This window comes from Halopseudomonas salina, from assembly GCF_008641105.1.
This window is the reverse complement of record NZ_VTTI01000012.1, coordinates 121158-139906: the sequence shown is the minus strand read 5'-3', so window position 1 is coordinate 139906 and position 18749 is coordinate 121158. Positions and strand designations below refer to the sequence as shown.

The following is an 18749-nucleotide window of genomic DNA, read 5'->3' as shown; positions in this document are numbered from 1 at the left end:
TTCAGTTCAGATACATTTTTGTACATTCCATAGCCAATATGGCTTCTACTGTCGATGTATTTCATAGAGTGCTAACGTGTGAACTCATGGGCCGGTTTGTAGCCGCGAAGCGGCGGAGAAGCGGTCCCATGCAGTGATTGGTTATGCATTTTTACGCCACAGAAGGCTCTTGATGAAGATGGCCATATAGGTAGCGCTGAACAGCCAGGCCGCAAGCTTGAAAAACACGACAAAAGTGAACCATGCCGGCCTAGTGCCAAAATGCACTGATTCTGTAGTTCGAATGTTGGGTACTGATAAGGTCGTTGCTGCTTGAGCTAAATGGGCTCCCAAAAAGATTACGAGAAAAACGAAAATACAAAAATAGAGCCAGCCTTGCTTTCTGGAACGCATCAAGCTCTCAAAAACATCGCTTAGCATGGAGAGTCCGGACACGCGCGATGCTTTGACCGATTCTTCATTTCGTGCGCGCTTCTTCTTGCTCGGATGCCATTTCATAAATATGCATAACGTCCGGCACAGCGGCGAGCGTCAGCGAGTCCAGCCCCGAAGGGGCGATGCTGCTGCCGCTTGTTATGTTTCATTTCTGCCACCCTGATTGCGTTGCCTCACCTGTGGATGGATTTATTGTGTATGTGTTACCAAAGAAACGGCGACCGGTAATTATGCCATTGCTCTCTTTATTAAGCTCTACGAAGGAGTCTCTTTCAAAACCAGTAGCCGGCGCAGATACTCGCCAAATTATATTCATATTGTTATCAAAGCAGACGATATTTGAATTAGCCTCTTTGATTGGAATAGTCTTATCACCGGCTACATAAATTAGTGCCATCCGGTTTCCGCCATCGAGTTCAATAATTTCTTGATATTCCATGATGACCCTAGGAAACATAACAGTGATTAGACCGCATGCGGTGTTAATGCATAACGGATGGTTCGATATAACTCCGGGACTCCTTCGAGGGCACCGGAAGCCTTTTCCTAGCTATAACAACGTTTTAGCACCTACGCGATGCTTCCAGCTCGTATTCGCTTGACTTCGACATTCTATGAACCTATTACTACTGTATAAATACACAGCATTGGAGTCAGCATGGACAGCCCCTCTCCCAAGCCGCGCCTGCGCGATCAGTTTCGCGCGGTGATTCGTGTAAACCATTACAGCATTCGAACAGAGAAAAGCTACTGGTACTGGATCCGTTACTTCATTCGCTTTCATCAGATGCGTCACCCGCTTGAGCTTGGCCCGGCCGAGGTAAACGCCTTTCTCAGCTGGCTGGCAACTGATCGGCAAGTGGCTGCGGCGACCCAGAACCTTGCGCTGAACGCGATTGTATTTCTGTATGCGCGAGTGCTTGAGCATCCCCTTGGAGACATTGGTGAAACGGTGAGGGTCAAACGCCCTCCCCGCTTGCCTGTGGTGCTGACCCATGCAGAAGCGATGAGCATCATTGATCGGTTGGCCGAACCCTACAAACTGATGGCCTCGCTGATGTATGGCGCCGGCTTGCGCGTTGTGGAAACGTCGCGCTTGCGTATCAAGGATATCGATTTTGATCGGCAAATCATCACCGTGAGAGATGGTAAGGGTGGCAAAGATCGCACTACGTTACTCCCTACGGCGCTTATTCAAGCTTTACATCACCGCAATCAGCGCATTTTTTCCGACTGGAAAAGCCAGGACGGTTTTTTTGCCGTCCCGGTTTCCCTGCCTTTTGCGTTACGTCGGAAATATCCCTCAGCTTCGCGATCTCTTGAGTGGCAATGGCTTTTCCCATCCAACAATATCTGTCTGGATGAGGACGGAAACAGTGTTCGTCATCACGTGCATGTCAGCAGTATCCAGCGAGCGGTGAAGATCGCCGTCGGCGAAGCGGGTGTTGGCAAACCGGCTGGGTGCCACACCTTTCGACATACGTTCGCTACCGAGCTGCTGCGCCGCGGTAGCGACATTCGCACCGTACAGACCCTGCTTGGCCATGCGGACGTGCGCACTACGCAGATATACACCCATGTGCTCGGCCAGGGCTTTGCGGGTGTGCAGAGCCCTTTGGGCTGAACTGTGTTCAGGCACGCTACCGCCCTATCCTGTTCCCGGACAAGTGGAAGAAGCTCGTTATATTTGGTTTGAAAGGAGTGCAGGCTGTCCTTGCCTGGAGGCGGGATGGAGCTCGCATTCCGTTGCGTACCCTGAGAGTAATCCAGAGCAGCGGGAATTGTCCAAAGGGATTTTCGCTGGTTGTGAGTTGCGACCAAAAAGCAAAACCCCGGCGGGCGCCGGGGTGTTGGTTACTGCTCTGGGTGGCGTCAGCCGACCCAGACTCGGGCATTGCGGAACATGCGCATCCAGGCACCGTCTTCGCTCCACTCACTGGGGTGCCAGGAGTTTTGCGAGGCGCGGAATACGCGTTCCGGGTGGGGCATCATGATGGTGACTCGGCCGTCACGGGTGGTCAGGCCGGTGATACCGCGCGGCGAGCCGTTGGGGTTGGCCGGGTAGCGTTCGGTCATGCGGCCGCGGTTGTCCACGTAGCGCATTGCGACGCTATTGCTTGCTTCACAGGCGTCCACGGCTGCGCTATCAGCGAACTCGGCGTGGCCTTCACCGTGGGCGATGGCAATGGGCAGTTGCGAGCCGACCATGCCGCTGAGGAAGATCGAGGGCGATGGCTGGATTTCGACCATGGCGACCCGCGCTTCAAACTGCTCGGAGCGGTTACGCACAAAGTGTGGCCAATGCTCACTGCCGGGAATCAGTTCTCGCAGGTTGGAGAGCATCTGGCAGCCGTTGCACACACCCAGGGTGAAGGTATCGGGGCGGGCAAAGAAGGCGCTGAAATCCTCACGGGCCTGGGCATTGAACAGAATCGACTTGGCCCAGCCTTCGCCGGCTCCGAGCACGTCACCGTAGGAGAAGCCGCCACAGGCGACCAGCCCGCGGAAGTCTTCCAGATGCACCCGGCCGCTGAGTATGTCGCTCATGTGCACGTCAACGGCGGTGAACCCGGCGCGGGTAAAGGCGGCGGCCATTTCTACCTGACCGTTAACGCCCTGCTCGCGCAGTATGGCGATGCGCGGGCGCGCACTGCCACTGATGAATGGCGCAGCCACATCTTCGTTGATGTCGAAGCTGAGCATGGCTTGCAGCCCGGGGTTGGCGTCGTCGGCCAGCAGCTCGAACTCCTGATCCGCACAATCGGGGTTGTCGCGCATCCGTTGGATGTGCCAGCTGGTTTCGCTCCAGGCCCGCTGCCAGCTTGCCCGAGTGCCGGTGAGTACGTCTTCGCCGGCAAAGCTAAACCAGAAGTCCTGCGGCCCTTGCGGCTGGCCGATCACAGCGCTGCAGTCACCCAGGCCAGCGGCTGAAAGCTGGCTGAGAACGGCTTCGGTATCGCTCTGGCGTACCTGAATCACGGCGCCCAGTTCTTCATTGAACAAGGCAGCAGGCAACTCGCTCGCGGCGTCGGCCAGTACGTCGAGCTGGATTTTCAAGCCGCAGTGACCGGCAAAGGCCATCTCGGCCAAGGTGGTCAGCAGACCCCCGTCGGACCGGTCGTGATAAGCCAGCAGCAGCTCATCCTGATTCAGACCCTGAATCACAGCAAAGAAGGCTTTGAGGTCTTCGGCGTCGTCCAGGTCCGGTGCGGTCTGGCCGATGCTGTTGTATACCTGCGCCAGCGCAGAGCCGCCGAGGCGGTTCTGGCCACGGCCCAGGTCGATCAGGATCAGATCAGTATCGCCCTGGTCGAGATGCAATTGTGGTGTGAGCGTGGCGCGCACGTCCTGTACCGGTGCAAAGCCGGTGACCACCAGGGACATCGGCGAGGTCACGCTGCGGTCTTCGCCGGCATCATCCCAGCGGGTTTTCATGGACATGGAATCCTTGCCCACCGGCACGGTGATGCCGAGTGCCGGGCACAGTTCCATGCCGACGGCGCGCACGGTGTCATACAGGCGAGCGTCTTCCCCGGGGTGGCCGGCGGCAGCCATCCAGTTGGCGGACAGGCGAATATCGGAAATGCTGTCGATGCGTGAGGCGGCCAGGTTGGTAATGGCCTCGGCGACGGCCATGCGGCCGGATGCAGGCGCATCGAGCAATGCCAGCGGTGTACGCTCGCCCATGGCCATGGCTTCACCGGTGTGCACATCAAAACTGCTGGCAGTCACGGCGCAATCGGCGACCGGTACCTGCCAGGGTCCAACCATCTGATCACGGGCAACCAGACCGGTAATGCTACGATCACCAATGGTGATCAGAAAGCCCTTGCTCGCCACCGAGGGCAGACGCAACACGCGGTTCACTGCTTCTTCCAAGGGCAGTGCACTGGCGTCAAAGTCATCCGCGGGCTCGGCTTCACGCTCAACACTGCGGTGCATGCGTGGCGGCTTGCCGAGCAATACCGACAGGGGCATGTCGACCGGATTGTTCTCAAAATGGCTGTCGCTCAGAGTCAACAACTGCTCTTCTGTAGCTTCACCGACGACAGCGAAGGGGCAGCGCTCGCGCTCGCAGATAGCCTGGAAGCGATCGAAATCGCTGTTATCCACGGCCATGACATAACGTTCCTGAGATTCGTTGGACCAGATTGCCAATGGGCTCATGCCCGGCTCATCGTTGGGGACGTTGCGCAGTTCGAAACGACCTCCGCGACCACCATCATTCACCAGTTCCGGGAAGGCGTTGGACAGGCCACCGGCACCCACATCGTGGATGAAGGCGATCGGGTTCTTGTCGCCCAGCTGCCAGCAGCGATCGATCACTTCCTGACAGCGGCGTTCCATTTCCGGGTTTTCGCGCTGTACCGAAGCAAAATCAAGATCTTCAGCGCTGCTGCCGGTATCCATAGAGGAGGCAGCACCGCCACCGAGACCGATCAGCATCGCCGGTCCGCCGAGAACGATCAGCCTGGCACCAACAGTGATTTCGGCCTTTTCCACGTGGTTGGCACGGATGTTACCCATGCCACCGGCGATCATGATTGGCTTGTGATAGCCACGGATCTCAGGGCCGCGCGGGGAGTTGACGGTCTGCTCCCAGGTACGGAAGTAACCGGTCAGGTTTGGCCGGCCGAATTCGTTGTTGAAGGCAGCGGCGCCCAGCGGACCATCGATCATGATCTGCAGCGGCGTGACAATACGCTCGGGCTTGCCGTTATCTTCTTCCCAGGGCTGAACGAAGCCTGGGATGCGCAGGTTGGAGACGGTAAAACCGGCCAGACCCGCCTTGGGCTTACCGCCGCGACCGGTGGCGCCCTCGTCACGAATCTCGCCGCCGGAGCCGGTGGCAGCACCGGGGAAAGGTGCAATCGCTGTGGGGTGGTTGTGCGTCTCGACCTTCATCAGGATGTGCACAGGCTCTTCATGGGCGCGGTATTCGCCGCTGCCGGCAACCGGGAAGAAACGCCCGGCGACAAAGCCTTCAATGACTGCGGCGTTGTCCTTGTAGGCAGACAGCACGCCTTCGCTGTGCAGTTGGTAGGTGTTCTTGATCATGCCGAACAGGCTCTTGTCCTGCGCTTCACCGTCAATGTCCCAGGTGGCATTGAAGATCTTGTGGCGGCAATGCTCGGAGTTCGCTTGCGCGAACATCATCAGTTCGACGTCACTGGGATTACGCTCCAGCTCCTTGAAGCTGTCGACCAGGTAGTCGATCTCGTCATCCGCCAGCGCCAGACCGAGGCTGATATTCGCCTGCTCCAGTGCCTTGCGGCCACCGCCGAGAATGTCGACGCGCTGGAAGGGTTGCGGCTCAGCATGGCGGAACAGGTCGGCTGCGGCCTCGACGTTGTCCAGTACACGCTCGGTCATGCGGTCGTGCAGCAGTGCTGCGACCTGCTTGTGATCGGCGGCGCTCAGCTCCCCATCCGCGCTGGTCACGTGATAGGCGATACCTCGCTCCAGACGGACAACAGACTCCAGGCCGCAGTTATGTGCGATGTCGGTCGCCTTGCTGGACCAGGGAGAAATGGTGCCAAACCGCGGCACGACCAGAAACTGGCTGCCCCGCGGCTCTTCGGCAGGAACCGAGGGGCCGTAACGCAGAATACGCTCGAGCACTTCCAGCTGCGCCTCATCGAGTGCTTCGCGCAGCTCGGCAAAGTGCATGAACTCGGCGTAAACGGCGCTCACGCCGGGAACACGCTCCTGCAATCGGGCCAGGAGCTTGTCACGACGGAATGGGGAAAGGGCTGGGGCGCCACGCAGTGTATGCATGCTGGTTACGGCCTCGGAGAAGTGTAAAAAAGAAGGCACATAGGATACCCCAAGCTGGCGTTGGGGGCCATGGCAGGCTGATGACACATAGTCGAACAGCTGGCAGCTATGTCCGCCCTGCGCTTTTGCATATACTCACTCCCATGCCAGCAAAACTGACTCGATTAGCTCTGCTGCCGTTTTCGACCATAGTGCTTTTTACTGCATTGTTGTCGGGCTGCGAGCAACCCACTACCCACCTGGAGCAAATGCGCGACCAGGGTGTAGTTCGCATGGCTACCCGCAACACACCCACCACTTTTTACCAGGACCGCCACGGTAATACCGGGTTGGAATACGAGCTGAGCAAGCGCTTTGCCGACAGTCTTCAGCTGGACCTGGAAGTGGAAACCATCGACACCCTGGATGAGCTGTTCGAGCAGATGTCGGAGCCCACCGGTCCTCATATCGGCGCGGCCGGCATTACCGTCAACCCGCAACGTTCTGACCAGGTGCGCTTCTCCACACCTTACATGGATGTCACCCCCCAGGTGGTCTATCGCCATGGCGAGTCGCAGCCGCGTACGCTCGAAGATCTTTACGGCAAGCGCATCATGGTGCTCAAGGGCAGCACCCTGGCGGACCAACTACGTGATTTGCAGACCGAGCATCCAGACCTGGTATTTGAAGAGTCCGACCGGGTCGAGGTGGTTGACCTGCTGCGCCTGGTCAATGACAACGAGATAGACCATGCGGTGGTGTATTCCAACGAGCTGGTGGTAAACCAGGCGTTCTATCCGGCAGTGCGGGTGGGTTTTGATTTGTCCGAACCCCAACCTATGGCCTGGGCCTTACCCCCCGGCGAGGATGACAGCCTGCAACAGGCAGTGGATGTGTTCTTTGCCGGCATACGCGCCGATGGCACGCTGGATCAATTGGTTGAACGGTTCTACGGCCATGCCGACGTGCTCGACTACGTGGGAGCCCGCTGGTTCGCCCAGCACACGCTGCAACGCTTGCCACGCTATGAGACTCTGTTCCGTCAAGCCGGTGATCAGTACGGACTGGACTGGCGCCTGTTGGCAGCAATGGGCTACCAGGAGTCCTTATGGGATCCGGATGCCGTGTCGTTCACCGGCGTGCGTGGGATCATGATGTTGACGCTGCCCACCGCCAAATTCGTCGGCGTGACCAACCGTATCGATCCAAAGCAGAGTATTTTTGGCGGCGCCCGGTATCTGATCTGGGTGCGCGACCAGTTACCCGAAGACATCCCCGAGCCTGATCGCACCTGGTTTGCTATGGCCGCCTATAACGTGGGCATAGGTCACCTGGATGACGCACGCAACCTGACCCGCAGCAACGGCCGCGACCCCAATCGCTGGGTCGACGTAAAGGACCACCTGCCGTTGCTATCGAAAAAGGAGTGGTACACCAAGACCCGCTACGGCTATGCCCGCGGCGCCGAGCCGGTGCACTACGTGCAGAACATCCGCCGCTACCACGAGATCCTGCAATGGGTGACCCAGCCACAGGCCGAAATGGCCCAGGCGGATGCCGAGCAATATCATGCGCCGGGAATCCTGGACCAACTCCCGCAAAACTTTTAAGTCTTGCGGGAGTTAGTCCAGCTGCAAGCTTCAAGCGGCAAGCTGCAAGAAAACCCTAGACCAAACCTCTACCCCTGGATCTGAGTGGGCAGGGACAGCTTGCCGCTTGCCGCTTGCCGCTGTGTTTGGGCTTGGGGCTTCACCTCCGCCCTTTAAAAAACGCCCTGAGCACTTCCCCGCACTCCTCCGCCAAAACCCCGCCTTCCACTTCAATTCGGTGGTTCATCCAGGGCTGGTCGAAGATCTGCGCGCGGCTGATCACGGCGCCGGCGCGGGGTTCGCTGGCGCCGAACACCAGCCTCGAGACGCGGCTGTGAATCAGCAGGCCCGCGCACATGGTGCAGGGTTCGAGGGTGACGTACAGGGTGGTGTCCGGCAGGCGGTAGTTGCTTTGGGCCAGGGCGGCCTGGCGCAGGGCAACCATCTCGGCATGGGCACTGGGGTCGTTACTGCTGATCGGTTGATTGAAGCCCTTGCCGATCACCCGGCCCTGGTGCACCAGTACCGCGCCCACCGGCACCTCGCCTAGCTCCGCGGCAAGATGCGCCTCGGCCAGGGCCAGGCGCATAAAGTCGATGTCGGCGGGCTTCATCGGCGGTCGCGCTCAGATCAACTTGCGGGTTCTGAGCAGCTCTATCACCTCGGCAACGCAGGTCTCCAGATTCTGCTTGCTGGTGTCCAACACCAGATCCGCATCAGCCGGAGCTTCGTACGGATAGGAAACGCCCGGTATGGTGCCTTCGGCATTAGCTGCATACAGACCGGAAGGATCACGTTCCTGGCAGACGTCCATGGGTGTATCCAGATACACCATCAAGCAGCGCTCACCCAGAATGTAACGGGCCTGAGCGCGGCTTTCCGCGGTCGGAGCCACGAAGGCTCCCAGCGCGATCAGTCCGGCTTCGTTCATCTGCCGGGCAATACGTGCGCCCTTGTGCAGATTCTCGGCGCGGCCAGCGGCATCCTGTGTCAGCCCCTTGCTCAGATCCTGACGCAACTCCTTGCCATCGAGCACGTAGCAGGCACGGCCGCTGTCGAACAGTTTGCGTTCAACCGCATAGGCCAGGGTGCTCTTGCCGGCACCGGAAAGACCGGTAAACAGCAGAGTAACCGGCTCCTGGCCGAAACGCTGCGCGCGTTCGCTGGCAGTCACATGGGCGAACCCGCCATGGCGGCTACCGGTGGTGTTCTGACCCAACAGGCCCTTGGCGACAATCATGCCGGCGCCAACGGTGCCATTGGTCATGCGGTCGATGACGATAAACGAGCCGCTGGTGCGGTTGGCCCGGTAGTCGTCATAGGCAATCGGACGCTCAAGGGATAACTCGACGCGGCCGATCTCGTTCAGACCCAGTTCGGGCGCATCCTGTTTTTCCAGCGTATTGACGTCGATGCGGTGTACGATCCGGGTAAAGGAGCCCGGGCTGTTGCTGGTTGCTCGCTTGATATCGTACTTGCGGCCCGGCTGCATCGGCTGGTCGGCCATCCACACCAGATTGGCTTCAAACAGATCGCCGATCAGGGGGCGGTTGTCGATATGCGCGAGCACGTCGCCACGGGAGATGTCGATTTCGTCTTCCAGGGTCAGCGTCACTGCCTGACCAGGACCGGCGCTTTCCAGCTCTCCGTCGAAGGTGACAATGGATTTGACCCGACTGCTCTTGCCCGATGGCAATACGACCAACTCATCACCCTTGTGCACGACACCGGATGCCAGGGTGCCGGCAAAGCCGCGGAAGTTAAGGTTCGGCCGGGTAACCAGCTGGACCGGGAAACGCAGATCCTTGAGGTTGCGATCGGCGGCGACTTCAACGGTCTCGAGGATCTCCATCAGGGTCTGGCCGGTATACCAGGGGCTGCGCTCGCTACGGTTGACGACGTTGTCGCCCTTGAGTGCAGACATCGGCACGAAATGTACGCTATTGCCGTCGAGCATTTCCAAGCCCTTGGCAAACTCGCGGTAGTCGTCACAGATCTGATTGAAGACGCCTTCATCGAAGTCCTTCAGATCCATCTTGTTTACTGCAACAACGATATGCTTGATACCCAGCAAGGAGGCGATAAAGCTGTGGCGCTTGGTCTGGGTCTGCACGCCGTAACGGGCGTCGATCAGGATGATCGCCAGATCACAGGTCGAGGCACCGGTGGCCATGTTGCGGGTGTACTGCTCATGGCCGGGGGTATCGGCGATGATGAACTTGCGCTTGGCGGTCGAGAAATAGCGGTAGGCAACGTCAATGGTGATGCCCTGCTCGCGCTCGGCCTGCAGACCATCGACCAGCAGCGCCAGATCGACCTCTTCACCGGTGGTGCCAGACTTCTTGGAGTCGCGGGTAATGGCTTCCATATGATCTTCGTAGATCATCTTGGAATCATGCAGCAAACGCCCGATCAGCGTGCTCTTGCCGTCGTCGACGTTACCGCAGGTAAGAAAACGCAGCAGTTCCTTGCGTTCGTGCTGGCCGAGGTACGCCAGGATATCTTCGCTGATCAGTTCTGATTGGTGACTCATGTTCCAAGCTCCAAGCTGCAAGCGACAAGCGGCAAGCTGTCCGTGCAATTATTCAGTAATTCTATTAATCAAGCCTGTCAGCATTCGCGACAGCTCGCGTGTTTCATGGATCCAATGCGCGGCAAACGCCTGCTCCACGTAATCAATCTCTTGTCCTACCATCAGCTGCGTGCGCACTTCTGCGCAAGACCCTTTGGCAACGCTGAGAAAGTAACGCTTCTCTGCATTGCCAGCTCTCTCCATTCCCTCGGCGATATTGCTTGGAACGGATAGAGCAGACCGCGTCAGTTGATTCCGGAAGCCATAATCCGGGCAGTCTGCCAGCGCTCGATACATGGCAACCGAAAGCGCTTTGCTGCGATGCCAGACCTCAAGCTTTTCAAAATCCATCAGCAACCTCCATGTTGCCGTTATAAATCGTAAATACGGCGACTGCTCCAATCTGCTTGTCGCTTGCAGCTTGAGGCTTGCCGCTTTTTTAGCTACCGCTAGAAATAGCCCTGCCTCTTCTTCTCTTCCATCGATCCGGCTTGATCATGATCGATCATGCGGCCCTGGCGTTCGGATGTACGGGTCAGGAGCATTTCCTGGATGATTTCCGGGAGCGTGGCGGCGGTGGATTCGACGGCGCCGGTGAGGGGGTAACAGCCCAGGGTACGGAAACGAACCATTTTCATTTCCGGCTTCTGACCTTCTTCCATGGGCATGCGCTCGTCATCGACCATGATCAATGAGCCGTTGTGCTCGACTACCGGACGTTCGGCGGCAAAGTACAGAGGCACAATCGGGATGCTTTCCAGGTAGATGTATTGCCAGATGTCGAGTTCGGTCCAGTTGGACAGGGGGAATACGCGAATGCTTTCGCCCTTGTGTACTTTGCCGTTATAGACGTTCCACAGCTCGGGACGCTGGTTCTTGGGATCCCAGCGGTGATGCTTGTCGCGGAATGAGTAGACGCGCTCCTTGGCGCGGGACTTTTCCTCGTCACGGCGGGCACCACCGAAGGCCGCGTCAAAACCGTACTTGTCCAGGGCCTGCTTCAGCGCCTGGGTCTTCATCACGTCGGTATGCACGGCGCTGCCATGGGTGAAGGGGCCTACGCCCTGGGCCAGGCCTTCAGCGTTCTGATGCACCAGCAGGTCGAGATCCATTTCTTCGACCATGCGCTCGCGGAACTTGTACATTTCGCGGAACTTCCAGCCGGTATCCACGTGCAGGACCGGGAACGGCAGGCGACCAGGATAGAAGGCCTTGCGCGCCAGGTGGAGCATTACAGCGGAGTCCTTGCCGATCGAGTAGAGCATCACCGGATTCTGAAACTCCGCAGCCACTTCACGAATGATGTGGATGCTTTCCGCTTCCAGTTGCTTGAGATGAGTCAGTTTTTCCAGCATGGCGTACTCGCGATATCAAGGGGACGAGGCGCATCCCGTATTCAGTTGACGGCATTGTATCAAACGCCAAGCAATCTAATAAGGCGTGTTTTAATACCTTTAAAGCATATCAATATAGCTCGGGTCGCCTGCCGGTTACCGCTCAAACCGGGTTGTCGATATCGATAAATTCGTGGTGCAGGCCAAAGCGCTCGGCCAGATGCTCGCCCAGAGCCTTGACGCCATACCGCTCTGTCGCATGGTGTCCGGCAGCAAAAAAGTGGATGCCATTCTCCCGCGCTGCGTGAACCGTGGGCTCGGACACTTCCCCGGTCACATAAGCGTCGGCGCCTAGGGCGATAGCCCGTTCGATATAGCCCTGGGCTGCACCAGTACACCAGGCAATACGTTTGATGGGGCGGTCATTACCGGCGATATGCAAAGGCTCGCGCTGCAGCACGTCGGCCATATGACGTGCCAGCGCGCCACCCTCCATTGCTTCGGGCAATTCGCCGTAAAGCCCTACCGAACGGGGGTTGTCCGGTTCAAGCCCGCCAAGCACCTTCCAGCCCAGCAGTTTTGCCAGTTGCACGTTGTTGCCCAGTTCGCCATGCACATCCAGCGGCAGATGGTAGGCGAGCAGATTGACGTCTGCGCCAAGCAGCGCCTTGAGGCGACGATACTTGATACCGGTCACTGCCGCAGGCTCACCTTTCCAGAAGTACCCATGGTGCACTAGCAGCATCTGCGCGCCGGTGGCCACGGCAGCATCTACCAATGCCTGACTGGCGGTTACGCCAGTCACCAGCCGCTGTACCTGGCCTGCTCCTTCCACCTGTAGCCCATTGGGGCAGTAATCCTGGAACGCATCTGATTCCAGCAGGTTGTTGCAGTAATCGACCAGCGTTGACCTTTCCACCATGGGGGAGCCTCCTGTGTATAGAACCTGCGCGTATTGTCTGCGCTGTGAACCTGTTTGGCCAGTTCTGCACCTACCCGGCCACTCCCCGGCGCAATACCTGCATTTATGGGTTTGATCCCCTTATACTATGCAGCACTAACGGCCATTGGCTGCGGGCGGGATCGGGACTGTTTGATGAATGAATTGATGCGCGACTGGGGCTGGCCAGTGACCTGCGGCGTGCTGCTGGCACTCGTCTTGCTGCAGTATTACCCACAACCTCTGGGCATGCCGGCGAGTGATCCGGTTATCGAGATAGCCCCACCCGATAAGGATGAGAAGTCTGGGCAAGGGTCTTACCGTATAGCTGTGCAGCGTGCAGCGCCAGCAGTAGCCAATGTATACACAACCAAGCGCGTAGCCAATCAGATTGGGCAGCCTTTACTCCCCAACCCTGCCACCGGTGATTACTCAGACGCCTTACCCGCACCCACAAGACGCGACTCGAGTCTGGGCTCTGCGGTAATTCTCAGCCCAGATGGCTACCTGCTTACCAACAATCATGTGATTGCCGGTGCGGAGCAGATCCTGGTTGGCCTGCGCGATGGGCGCGAAGCCATTGCGACCCTGGTGGGGACCGATCCCGAAACTGATCTGGCGGTTCTCAAGATCAAACTCGGCGATCTGCCATCCATCTCGATCAGCGGCGCCGGTGAACAGCAGGTGGGCGACGTGGTGCTGGCCATCGGCAATCCGTTTGGTCTTGGTCAGACGGTGACCATGGGGATCGTCAGCGCCACGGGTCGCAACCAGCTGGGACTCAACACCTACGAAGACTTCATCCAGACGGATGCGGCGATCAACCAGGGCAACTCGGGCGGCGCACTGATCGATACCGCCGGCAATCTGGTGGGAATCAATACGGCGATTTTCTCCCAATCGGGCGGATCTCAGGGCATCGGTTTTGCGATTCCGGTGAAGCTGGCAGCAGAGGTGATGCAGGAAATCATCAAGAACGGCCGGGTGGTGCGTGGCTGGCTGGGGGTGGAAGTGCAACCCCTCACCGCTGAACTGGCCGAAGCGCTCAACGTGGACGCAGGCACGGGCCTGGTCATTTCCGGACTGTACCGTGACGGACCTGCGTCCCTGGCGGGCCTGATGCCGGGTGACGTGATATTGCGGATTGAAAACGAACCTGCGATTACCGGTCGACAGGCAATGAACCAGGTGGCCAGAGCCGACCCCGGTGAAACTGTAACCCTTGAAGTGCTGCGTGAGGGCAAGGCAATAAGCTTCGAGGCGGCAGTGGGCGTGCGGCCCAACTTCCGCCCCTGAGCGCTAGAATCTTAGAGCAGGTCGCGCAGAACGGCGATGAGCTTGCTGTTCTGCTCCTCGGTCCCCACGGTGATGCGCAGAAACTGATCGATACGCGGCTTCGCAAAGTGGCGCACGATCACACGCTGATCCCTGAGGCCTTTCGCCAGCGCAGCTGCATCATGGTCAGGATGGCGAACGAATACGAAGTTTGCCGCCGAAGGTAGTACCTCAAACCCCATGTCTTGAAGTGTCTCAGCAAGATGCTCCCGACTCTGGATGACCTTTTGCCGAGTATCTTCAAAGTACGCCGTATCAACAAATGCCGCCTCGGCTCCAGCGAGCGCCAGTCGGTCCAGCGGGTAGGAATTGAAGCTGTTCTTGATTCGCTCCAGCGCCTCAATGAGATCAGCATGACCCACGGCAAGCCCAACCCGCAGCCCCGCCAGGGAGCGTGACTTGGACAGACTCTGGGTTACCAGCAGGTTGGGATACTGATCGATCAGGCTGATAGCGGTCTGGCCGCCAAAATCCACGTAGGCTTCATCCACTACCACGACCGAATCTGCATTGGCTTTGAGCAGCTGTTCGATTGCACTCAACCCCAGTGCAATACCCGTAGGCGCGTTGGGATTGGGGAAGATAATGCCGCCATTGGGCTGCAGGTAATCGTCTACATTGATCCGAAAGTCGTCGGTCAGGGGTATGGTCTGTGCCTGTATTCCGTAGAGACCGCAGTAGACCGGATAAAAGCTGTAGCTGATATCAGGGAACAACAAGGGCTTGCCATGCTGGAACAGCCCATGAAACACATGGGCCAACACCTCGTCTGAACCATTGCCGACAAATACCTGGTTGCTCTGTACGCCATAGTAATCGGCGATAGCGCCCTTCAAACCCTCGGCGTCAGGCGCCGGGTAAAGCCGCAGGCTGTCATCAGGCACTGCGCGAATGGCTTCAATCGCCCTGGGCGAGGGCCCGTAGGGGTTTTCATTGGTGTTCAGCTTGACCAGATTGTCCAGCTTGGGCTGCTCGCCGGGCACATAGGGCACCAGGCTGGCAACGAACGGGCTCCAGAATCGGCTCACAGATCAATCCTCAATAAAATAGCCTCAAGCTGCAAGCTGCAAGCTTCAAGCGGCAAGCCGTCCGTGCATACTGCAGCGACGAGCGTCGGAACGGTTATTGGTGCTTGTAGCTTGCTGCTTTTGGCTTTTGGCTTGTAGCTTGTAGCTTGCAGCTTGCAGCTTGCAGCTAGGGCTTTATACGGTATTCCGCACTGCGCGCGTGCGCTGTCAGGCTTTCACCGCGGGCCAGTACCGATGCTGTTTTGCCCAGCTCGGAAGCACCCTCGGGTGAGCAGAAGATCACCGAGGAGCGCTTCTGGAAGTCATAGACACCCAGAGGTGAGGAGAAGCGCGCCGTGCCTGAGGTAGGCAATACGTGGTTCGGGCCGGCGCAATAATCGCCTACTGCCTCGGGGGTGTAGCGGCCCATGAAGATGGCGCCTGCGTGGCGAATCTGCGACAACAGGCTTTCCGGGTCGGCTACCGATAATTCCAGGTGCTCTGGAGCGATGCGGTTGGACACCTCGCAGGCGTGTTCCAGATTGTCTACCTTGATCAGCGCACCGCGATTCTCCAGGGAAACACGGGCGATATCGGCCCGCTCAAGACCGTCAAGCAGACGATTGAGACTGGCTTCAACGGCGTCGAGAAAATCCGCATCCGGCGATAGCAGGATCGACTGCGCATCCTCATCGTGTTCGGCCTGGGAGAACAGATCCATCGCAATCCAGTCCGGGTCAGTCTGACCGTCACACACCACCAGAATCTCGGAAGGGCCGGCAATCATGTCGATTCCCACCTGGCCGAACACCGAGCGTTTGGCTGTGGCTACATAGATATTGCCTGGGCCGACGATCTTGTCCACCCGCGGAACGGTCTCGGTGCCGTAGGCCATTGCCGCCACCGCCTGAGCACCACCCAGGGTAAACACGCGGTCTACGCCCGCCAGGCAAGCAGCGGCAAGCACCAGCTCGTTGATCTCGCCACGGGGCGTGGGCACGACCATGACCACTTCCCGTACACCGGCTACCTTGGCGGGAATCGCGTTCATCAACACTGACGAAGGGTAAGACGCTTTACCACCCGGCACATAGAGGCCGGCGCGGTCCAGCGGTGTAATCTGCTGGCCAAGAATGGTGCCGTCCGGCTCGGTGTAGCGCCAGGAAGGCTGTACCTGATGCTCGTGATACACACGAATTCGCTCGGCGGCAAACTCGAGAGCCGTTCGCTGTTCTGGAGTAATACGCTCCAGCGCCAGCTCCAGCCGAGCACGGTCGAGGGTCAGGTCTGCCATGGAGCTGACATCCAACCCATCAAAACGGGCGGTATATTCGATCAGCGCAGCATCACCCCGTGCGCGCACGGCAGCAATGATCTCTTCAACACGCTGGTTGACGCCTTTATCCGATACCCCTTCCCAGGCCAGCAACGTGTCGAGATGCTGGCTGAAGTCAGACTGACTGGCGTCCAGACGGGCAATTTTCAGCGGTGCATTCATCACATTCACCTTTTCAGAATAAGTGGGTTCGTAAGGGGCTTTCAGGCGGAGCGCTGCTCTACCGCAGCAGCCAGCAATTCAATCAGTGCCTTGATCCGGGCGTGCTTCATTTTCATTGCGGCCTTGTTGACCACCAGCCTGGAGCTGATGGTGGCAATCAGTTCCTGCGCCTCGAGGCCGTTGGCCCGCAGGGTGTTGCCGGTGTCGACCACGTCGATGATCTTGTCTGCCAGACCAACCAGAGGTGCGAGCTCCATGGAGCCGTACAGTTTGATGACCTCGACCTGACGGCCTTGTTCGGCGTAGTAGCGACGCGCCACGTTGACGAACTTGGTGGCCACCCGCAGACGCCCCTTGGGCTCTGGGGTATTCACCGGCCCGGCAGTCATCAGTCGGCAATTGGCAATTTTCAGGTCCAGTGGCTCATAGAGCCCCTGACTGCCATATTCCATCAGCACATCCTTGCCAGCCACGCCCATGTCCGCTGCACCCAGCTCCACATAGGTCGGCACATCGGTGGCGCGGATGATCAGCAAACGCACATCAGGATCAGTGGTTTCGAAAATCAGTTTGCGACTTTTGTCCAGATCCTCGAGCGGCTCGATGCCAGCCAGCTTCAGCAGCGGCAGCGTATCGTCAAGAATGCGACCCTTGGACAGGGCGATAGTCAGACTCTGGGTCATGCGTGATCCCTTGTTTGGCTCAGGAGACGCGGCGGATTATACCGCCAAGCATCTGCAACTTTTCCTCGATACATTCGTAACCGCGGTCGATGTGATAAATCCGGTCGACCAGGGTTTCGCCCTCGGCAACCAGACCAGCGATAACCAGACTGGCCGATGCGCGCAGGTCGGTGGCCATGACAGGCGCACCCTTGAGCTTTTCTACACCGGTAACGATTGCAGTATTGCCCTCGATGGTGATGTGAGCTCCCATACGGTTCATTTCCTGCACGTGCATAAAGCGGTTTTCGAACACCGTTTCTATGACTGTCGAAGTGCCTTCAGCCACCGCATTCATGGCAATGAACTGAGCCTGCATGTCCGTCGGAAATGCCGGATAGGGGGCAGTACGCAGATTGACTGCCTTTGGCCGGTTACCTTTCATGTCCAGAGATATCCAGTTCTTGCCGGTATCAATCTGGGCGCCGGCCTCAACCAGCTTGAGCAAAACCGCTTCGAGAATGGTCGGGTCGGTATCCTTGAGCTTGATGCGCCCGCCTGTTGCCGCCGCAGCGACCAGATAGGTACCGGTCTCGATGCGGTCAGGCATCACCGAGTATCGCGCACCGTGCAGGCTTTTCACTCCGTCGATGGTGATGGTGTCGGTGCCGTGACCGGAAATTTTCGCGCCCATGGCGATCAGGCATTCGGCCAGATCCACCACTTCGGGTTCACGGGCGGCGTTTTCCAGTATGGTGCGGCCGTTGGCCAGGGTGGCGGCCATCAGAATGTTTTCAGTACCGGTTACCGAGACCACATCAAAGAAAAAATGTGCGCCGCGCAAGCCGCCTTCGGGCGCGCGGGCCTTGATATAGCCCTCTTCCACGGTAATTTCGGCGCCCATGGCCTCAAGACCGCGAATGTGCAGGTCAACCGGGCGTGAACCGATGGCACAACCACCGGGCAAGGCCACCTCGGCATAGCCGAAGTGCGCCACCATTGGACCCAGCACCAGGATGGACGCACGCATGGTCTTGACCAGTTCGTAGGGCGCAACCAGCGTGGTGATGCGTGTTGGGTCAACCGCCACATTCATCCGCTCGTCCAACACCGGCTCAACACCCATGCGGCCAAAGAGCTCGATCATGGTGGTGATGTCATGCAGGTGCGGCAAATTACAGACTGTCACCGGTCCGTCCGCGAGCAGGGTGGCTGCCAGAATGGGCAGCGCGGAGTTTTTTGCCCCGGAAATGCGGATTTCTCCATCCAGGCGGTTGCCGCCGGTGATGAGCAGTTTGTCCATGTGCAATATGTTCTCTTGTCAGGCGCAGGACGCCAGGTAAGTGTGGCTTTGACGTGTTACCGCTTCAGGCGCGCTGATTCCAGGCGTCACGGGTAAAGAATTTCATGGTGACGGCATGAATGCTGCCATCCGCTATCTGGTCACCCAGTAGCGCGTAGATCTGCTGTTGACGCTTGACCGGACTCATTGCCGCCAGGGTATCGCTGATCACATTCAGCTGAAAATTGCAGCCCTCGCCTTCCACCAGCACTTCAGTGTCGGGCAATTGCGGCTCTATCAATTGTTTAACCTGTTCGGACTGCATGTATTTCCCATCC

16 protein-coding genes are annotated in these 18749 nt (G+C 58.3%); 3 read left to right on the top strand and 13 right to left on the bottom strand.

What is annotated here, in order from left to right; translation table 11 throughout:
- Window positions 1-141: 141 nt before the first annotated feature.
- The gene (locus tag FZF01_RS16965; RefSeq protein ID WP_150279260.1) at window positions 142-498 is read right to left on the bottom strand and encodes a hypothetical protein; all 357 of its coding nucleotides are present in this window, start codon (window positions 496-498) and stop codon (window positions 142-144) included.
- An 82-nt stretch (window positions 499-580) separates the two neighbouring features.
- Entirely contained in the window at window positions 581-874 is a 294-nt protein-coding gene (locus FZF01_RS16960) for a hypothetical protein (protein ID WP_150279259.1), read from the bottom strand.
- 219 nt (window positions 875-1093) lie between these two features.
- Here FZF01_RS16960 and FZF01_RS16955 point away from each other — a divergent pair, with 219 nt between their 5' ends.
- Entirely contained in the window at window positions 1094-2059 is a 966-nt protein-coding gene (locus FZF01_RS16955) for an integron integrase (RefSeq protein ID WP_150279258.1), read from the top strand.
- A gap of 248 nt (window positions 2060-2307) precedes the next feature.
- Here the strand turns inward: FZF01_RS16955 and purL are convergent, their stop codons facing one another.
- Window positions 2308-6213 (bottom strand): phosphoribosylformylglycinamidine synthase, encoded by a 3906-nt coding sequence (purL, locus tag FZF01_RS16950; protein ID WP_150279257.1) that lies wholly within the window; start codon window positions 6211-6213, stop codon window positions 2308-2310.
- 80 nt (window positions 6214-6293) lie between these two features.
- On the opposite strand from purL, the gene mltF reads away from it, so the two are divergent.
- Window positions 6294-7802, top strand: a complete 1509-nt coding sequence (gene mltF, locus FZF01_RS16945; RefSeq protein WP_223825551.1) for a membrane-bound lytic murein transglycosylase MltF — start codon at window positions 6294-6296, stop codon at window positions 7800-7802.
- 139 nt (window positions 7803-7941) lie between these two features.
- On the opposite strand, the gene tadA is transcribed toward mltF, so the two are convergent.
- The 5 genes from tadA to FZF01_RS16920 form a co-directional block, all read right to left on the bottom strand.
- Window positions 7942-8394: a tRNA adenosine(34) deaminase TadA gene (tadA, locus tag FZF01_RS16940; RefSeq protein WP_223825550.1), complete on the bottom strand. Its 453-nt coding sequence runs from the start codon at window positions 8392-8394 to the stop codon at window positions 7942-7944.
- A 12-nt stretch (window positions 8395-8406) separates the two neighbouring features.
- Window positions 8407-10314 (bottom strand): sulfate adenylyltransferase subunit CysN, encoded by a 1908-nt coding sequence (gene cysN, locus FZF01_RS16935; RefSeq protein ID WP_150279256.1) that lies wholly within the window; start codon window positions 10312-10314, stop codon window positions 8407-8409.
- 48 nt (window positions 10315-10362) lie between these two features.
- Window positions 10363-10704, bottom strand: coding sequence for a four helix bundle protein (locus tag FZF01_RS16930; RefSeq protein WP_150279255.1), 342 nt, complete (start codon window positions 10702-10704; stop codon window positions 10363-10365).
- 98 nt (window positions 10705-10802) lie between these two features.
- Window positions 10803-11708, bottom strand: a complete 906-nt coding sequence (gene cysD / locus FZF01_RS16925) for a sulfate adenylyltransferase subunit CysD (protein WP_150279254.1) — start codon at window positions 11706-11708, stop codon at window positions 10803-10805.
- 142 nt (window positions 11709-11850) lie between these two features.
- On the bottom strand, window positions 11851-12609 hold the full coding sequence (locus tag FZF01_RS16920; RefSeq protein ID WP_150279253.1) for a Nif3-like dinuclear metal center hexameric protein: 759 nt from the start codon (window positions 12607-12609) through the stop codon (window positions 11851-11853).
- Window positions 12610-12783: 174 nt separating this feature from the next.
- On the opposite strand from FZF01_RS16920, the gene FZF01_RS16915 reads away from it, so the two are divergent.
- The gene (locus FZF01_RS16915) at window positions 12784-13923 is read left to right on the top strand and encodes a S1C family serine protease (protein WP_150279252.1); all 1140 of its coding nucleotides are present in this window, start codon (window positions 12784-12786) and stop codon (window positions 13921-13923) included.
- A gap of 11 nt (window positions 13924-13934) precedes the next feature.
- Here FZF01_RS16915 and hisC read toward each other — a convergent pair whose 3' ends face one another.
- The 5 genes from hisC to FZF01_RS16890 form a co-directional block, all read right to left on the bottom strand.
- Entirely contained in the window at window positions 13935-14990 is a 1056-nt protein-coding gene (hisC, locus tag FZF01_RS16910) for a histidinol-phosphate transaminase (RefSeq protein WP_150279251.1), read from the bottom strand.
- 166 nt (window positions 14991-15156) lie between these two features.
- Window positions 15157-16467 (bottom strand): histidinol dehydrogenase, encoded by a 1311-nt coding sequence (hisD, locus tag FZF01_RS16905; protein ID WP_150279250.1) that lies wholly within the window; start codon window positions 16465-16467, stop codon window positions 15157-15159.
- A 41-nt stretch (window positions 16468-16508) separates the two neighbouring features.
- Window positions 16509-17150, bottom strand: a complete 642-nt coding sequence (hisG, locus tag FZF01_RS16900; RefSeq protein WP_150279249.1) for an ATP phosphoribosyltransferase — start codon at window positions 17148-17150, stop codon at window positions 16509-16511.
- A 19-nt stretch (window positions 17151-17169) separates the two neighbouring features.
- Complete coding sequence (gene murA / locus FZF01_RS16895) at window positions 17170-18432, bottom strand: UDP-N-acetylglucosamine 1-carboxyvinyltransferase (RefSeq protein ID WP_150279248.1); 1263 nt, start codon at window positions 18430-18432, stop codon at window positions 17170-17172.
- Window positions 18433-18496: 64 nt separating this feature from the next.
- Window positions 18497-18736, bottom strand: a complete 240-nt coding sequence (locus FZF01_RS16890) for a BolA family protein (protein ID WP_150279247.1) — start codon at window positions 18734-18736, stop codon at window positions 18497-18499.
- Window positions 18737-18749: the final 13 nt, after the last annotated feature.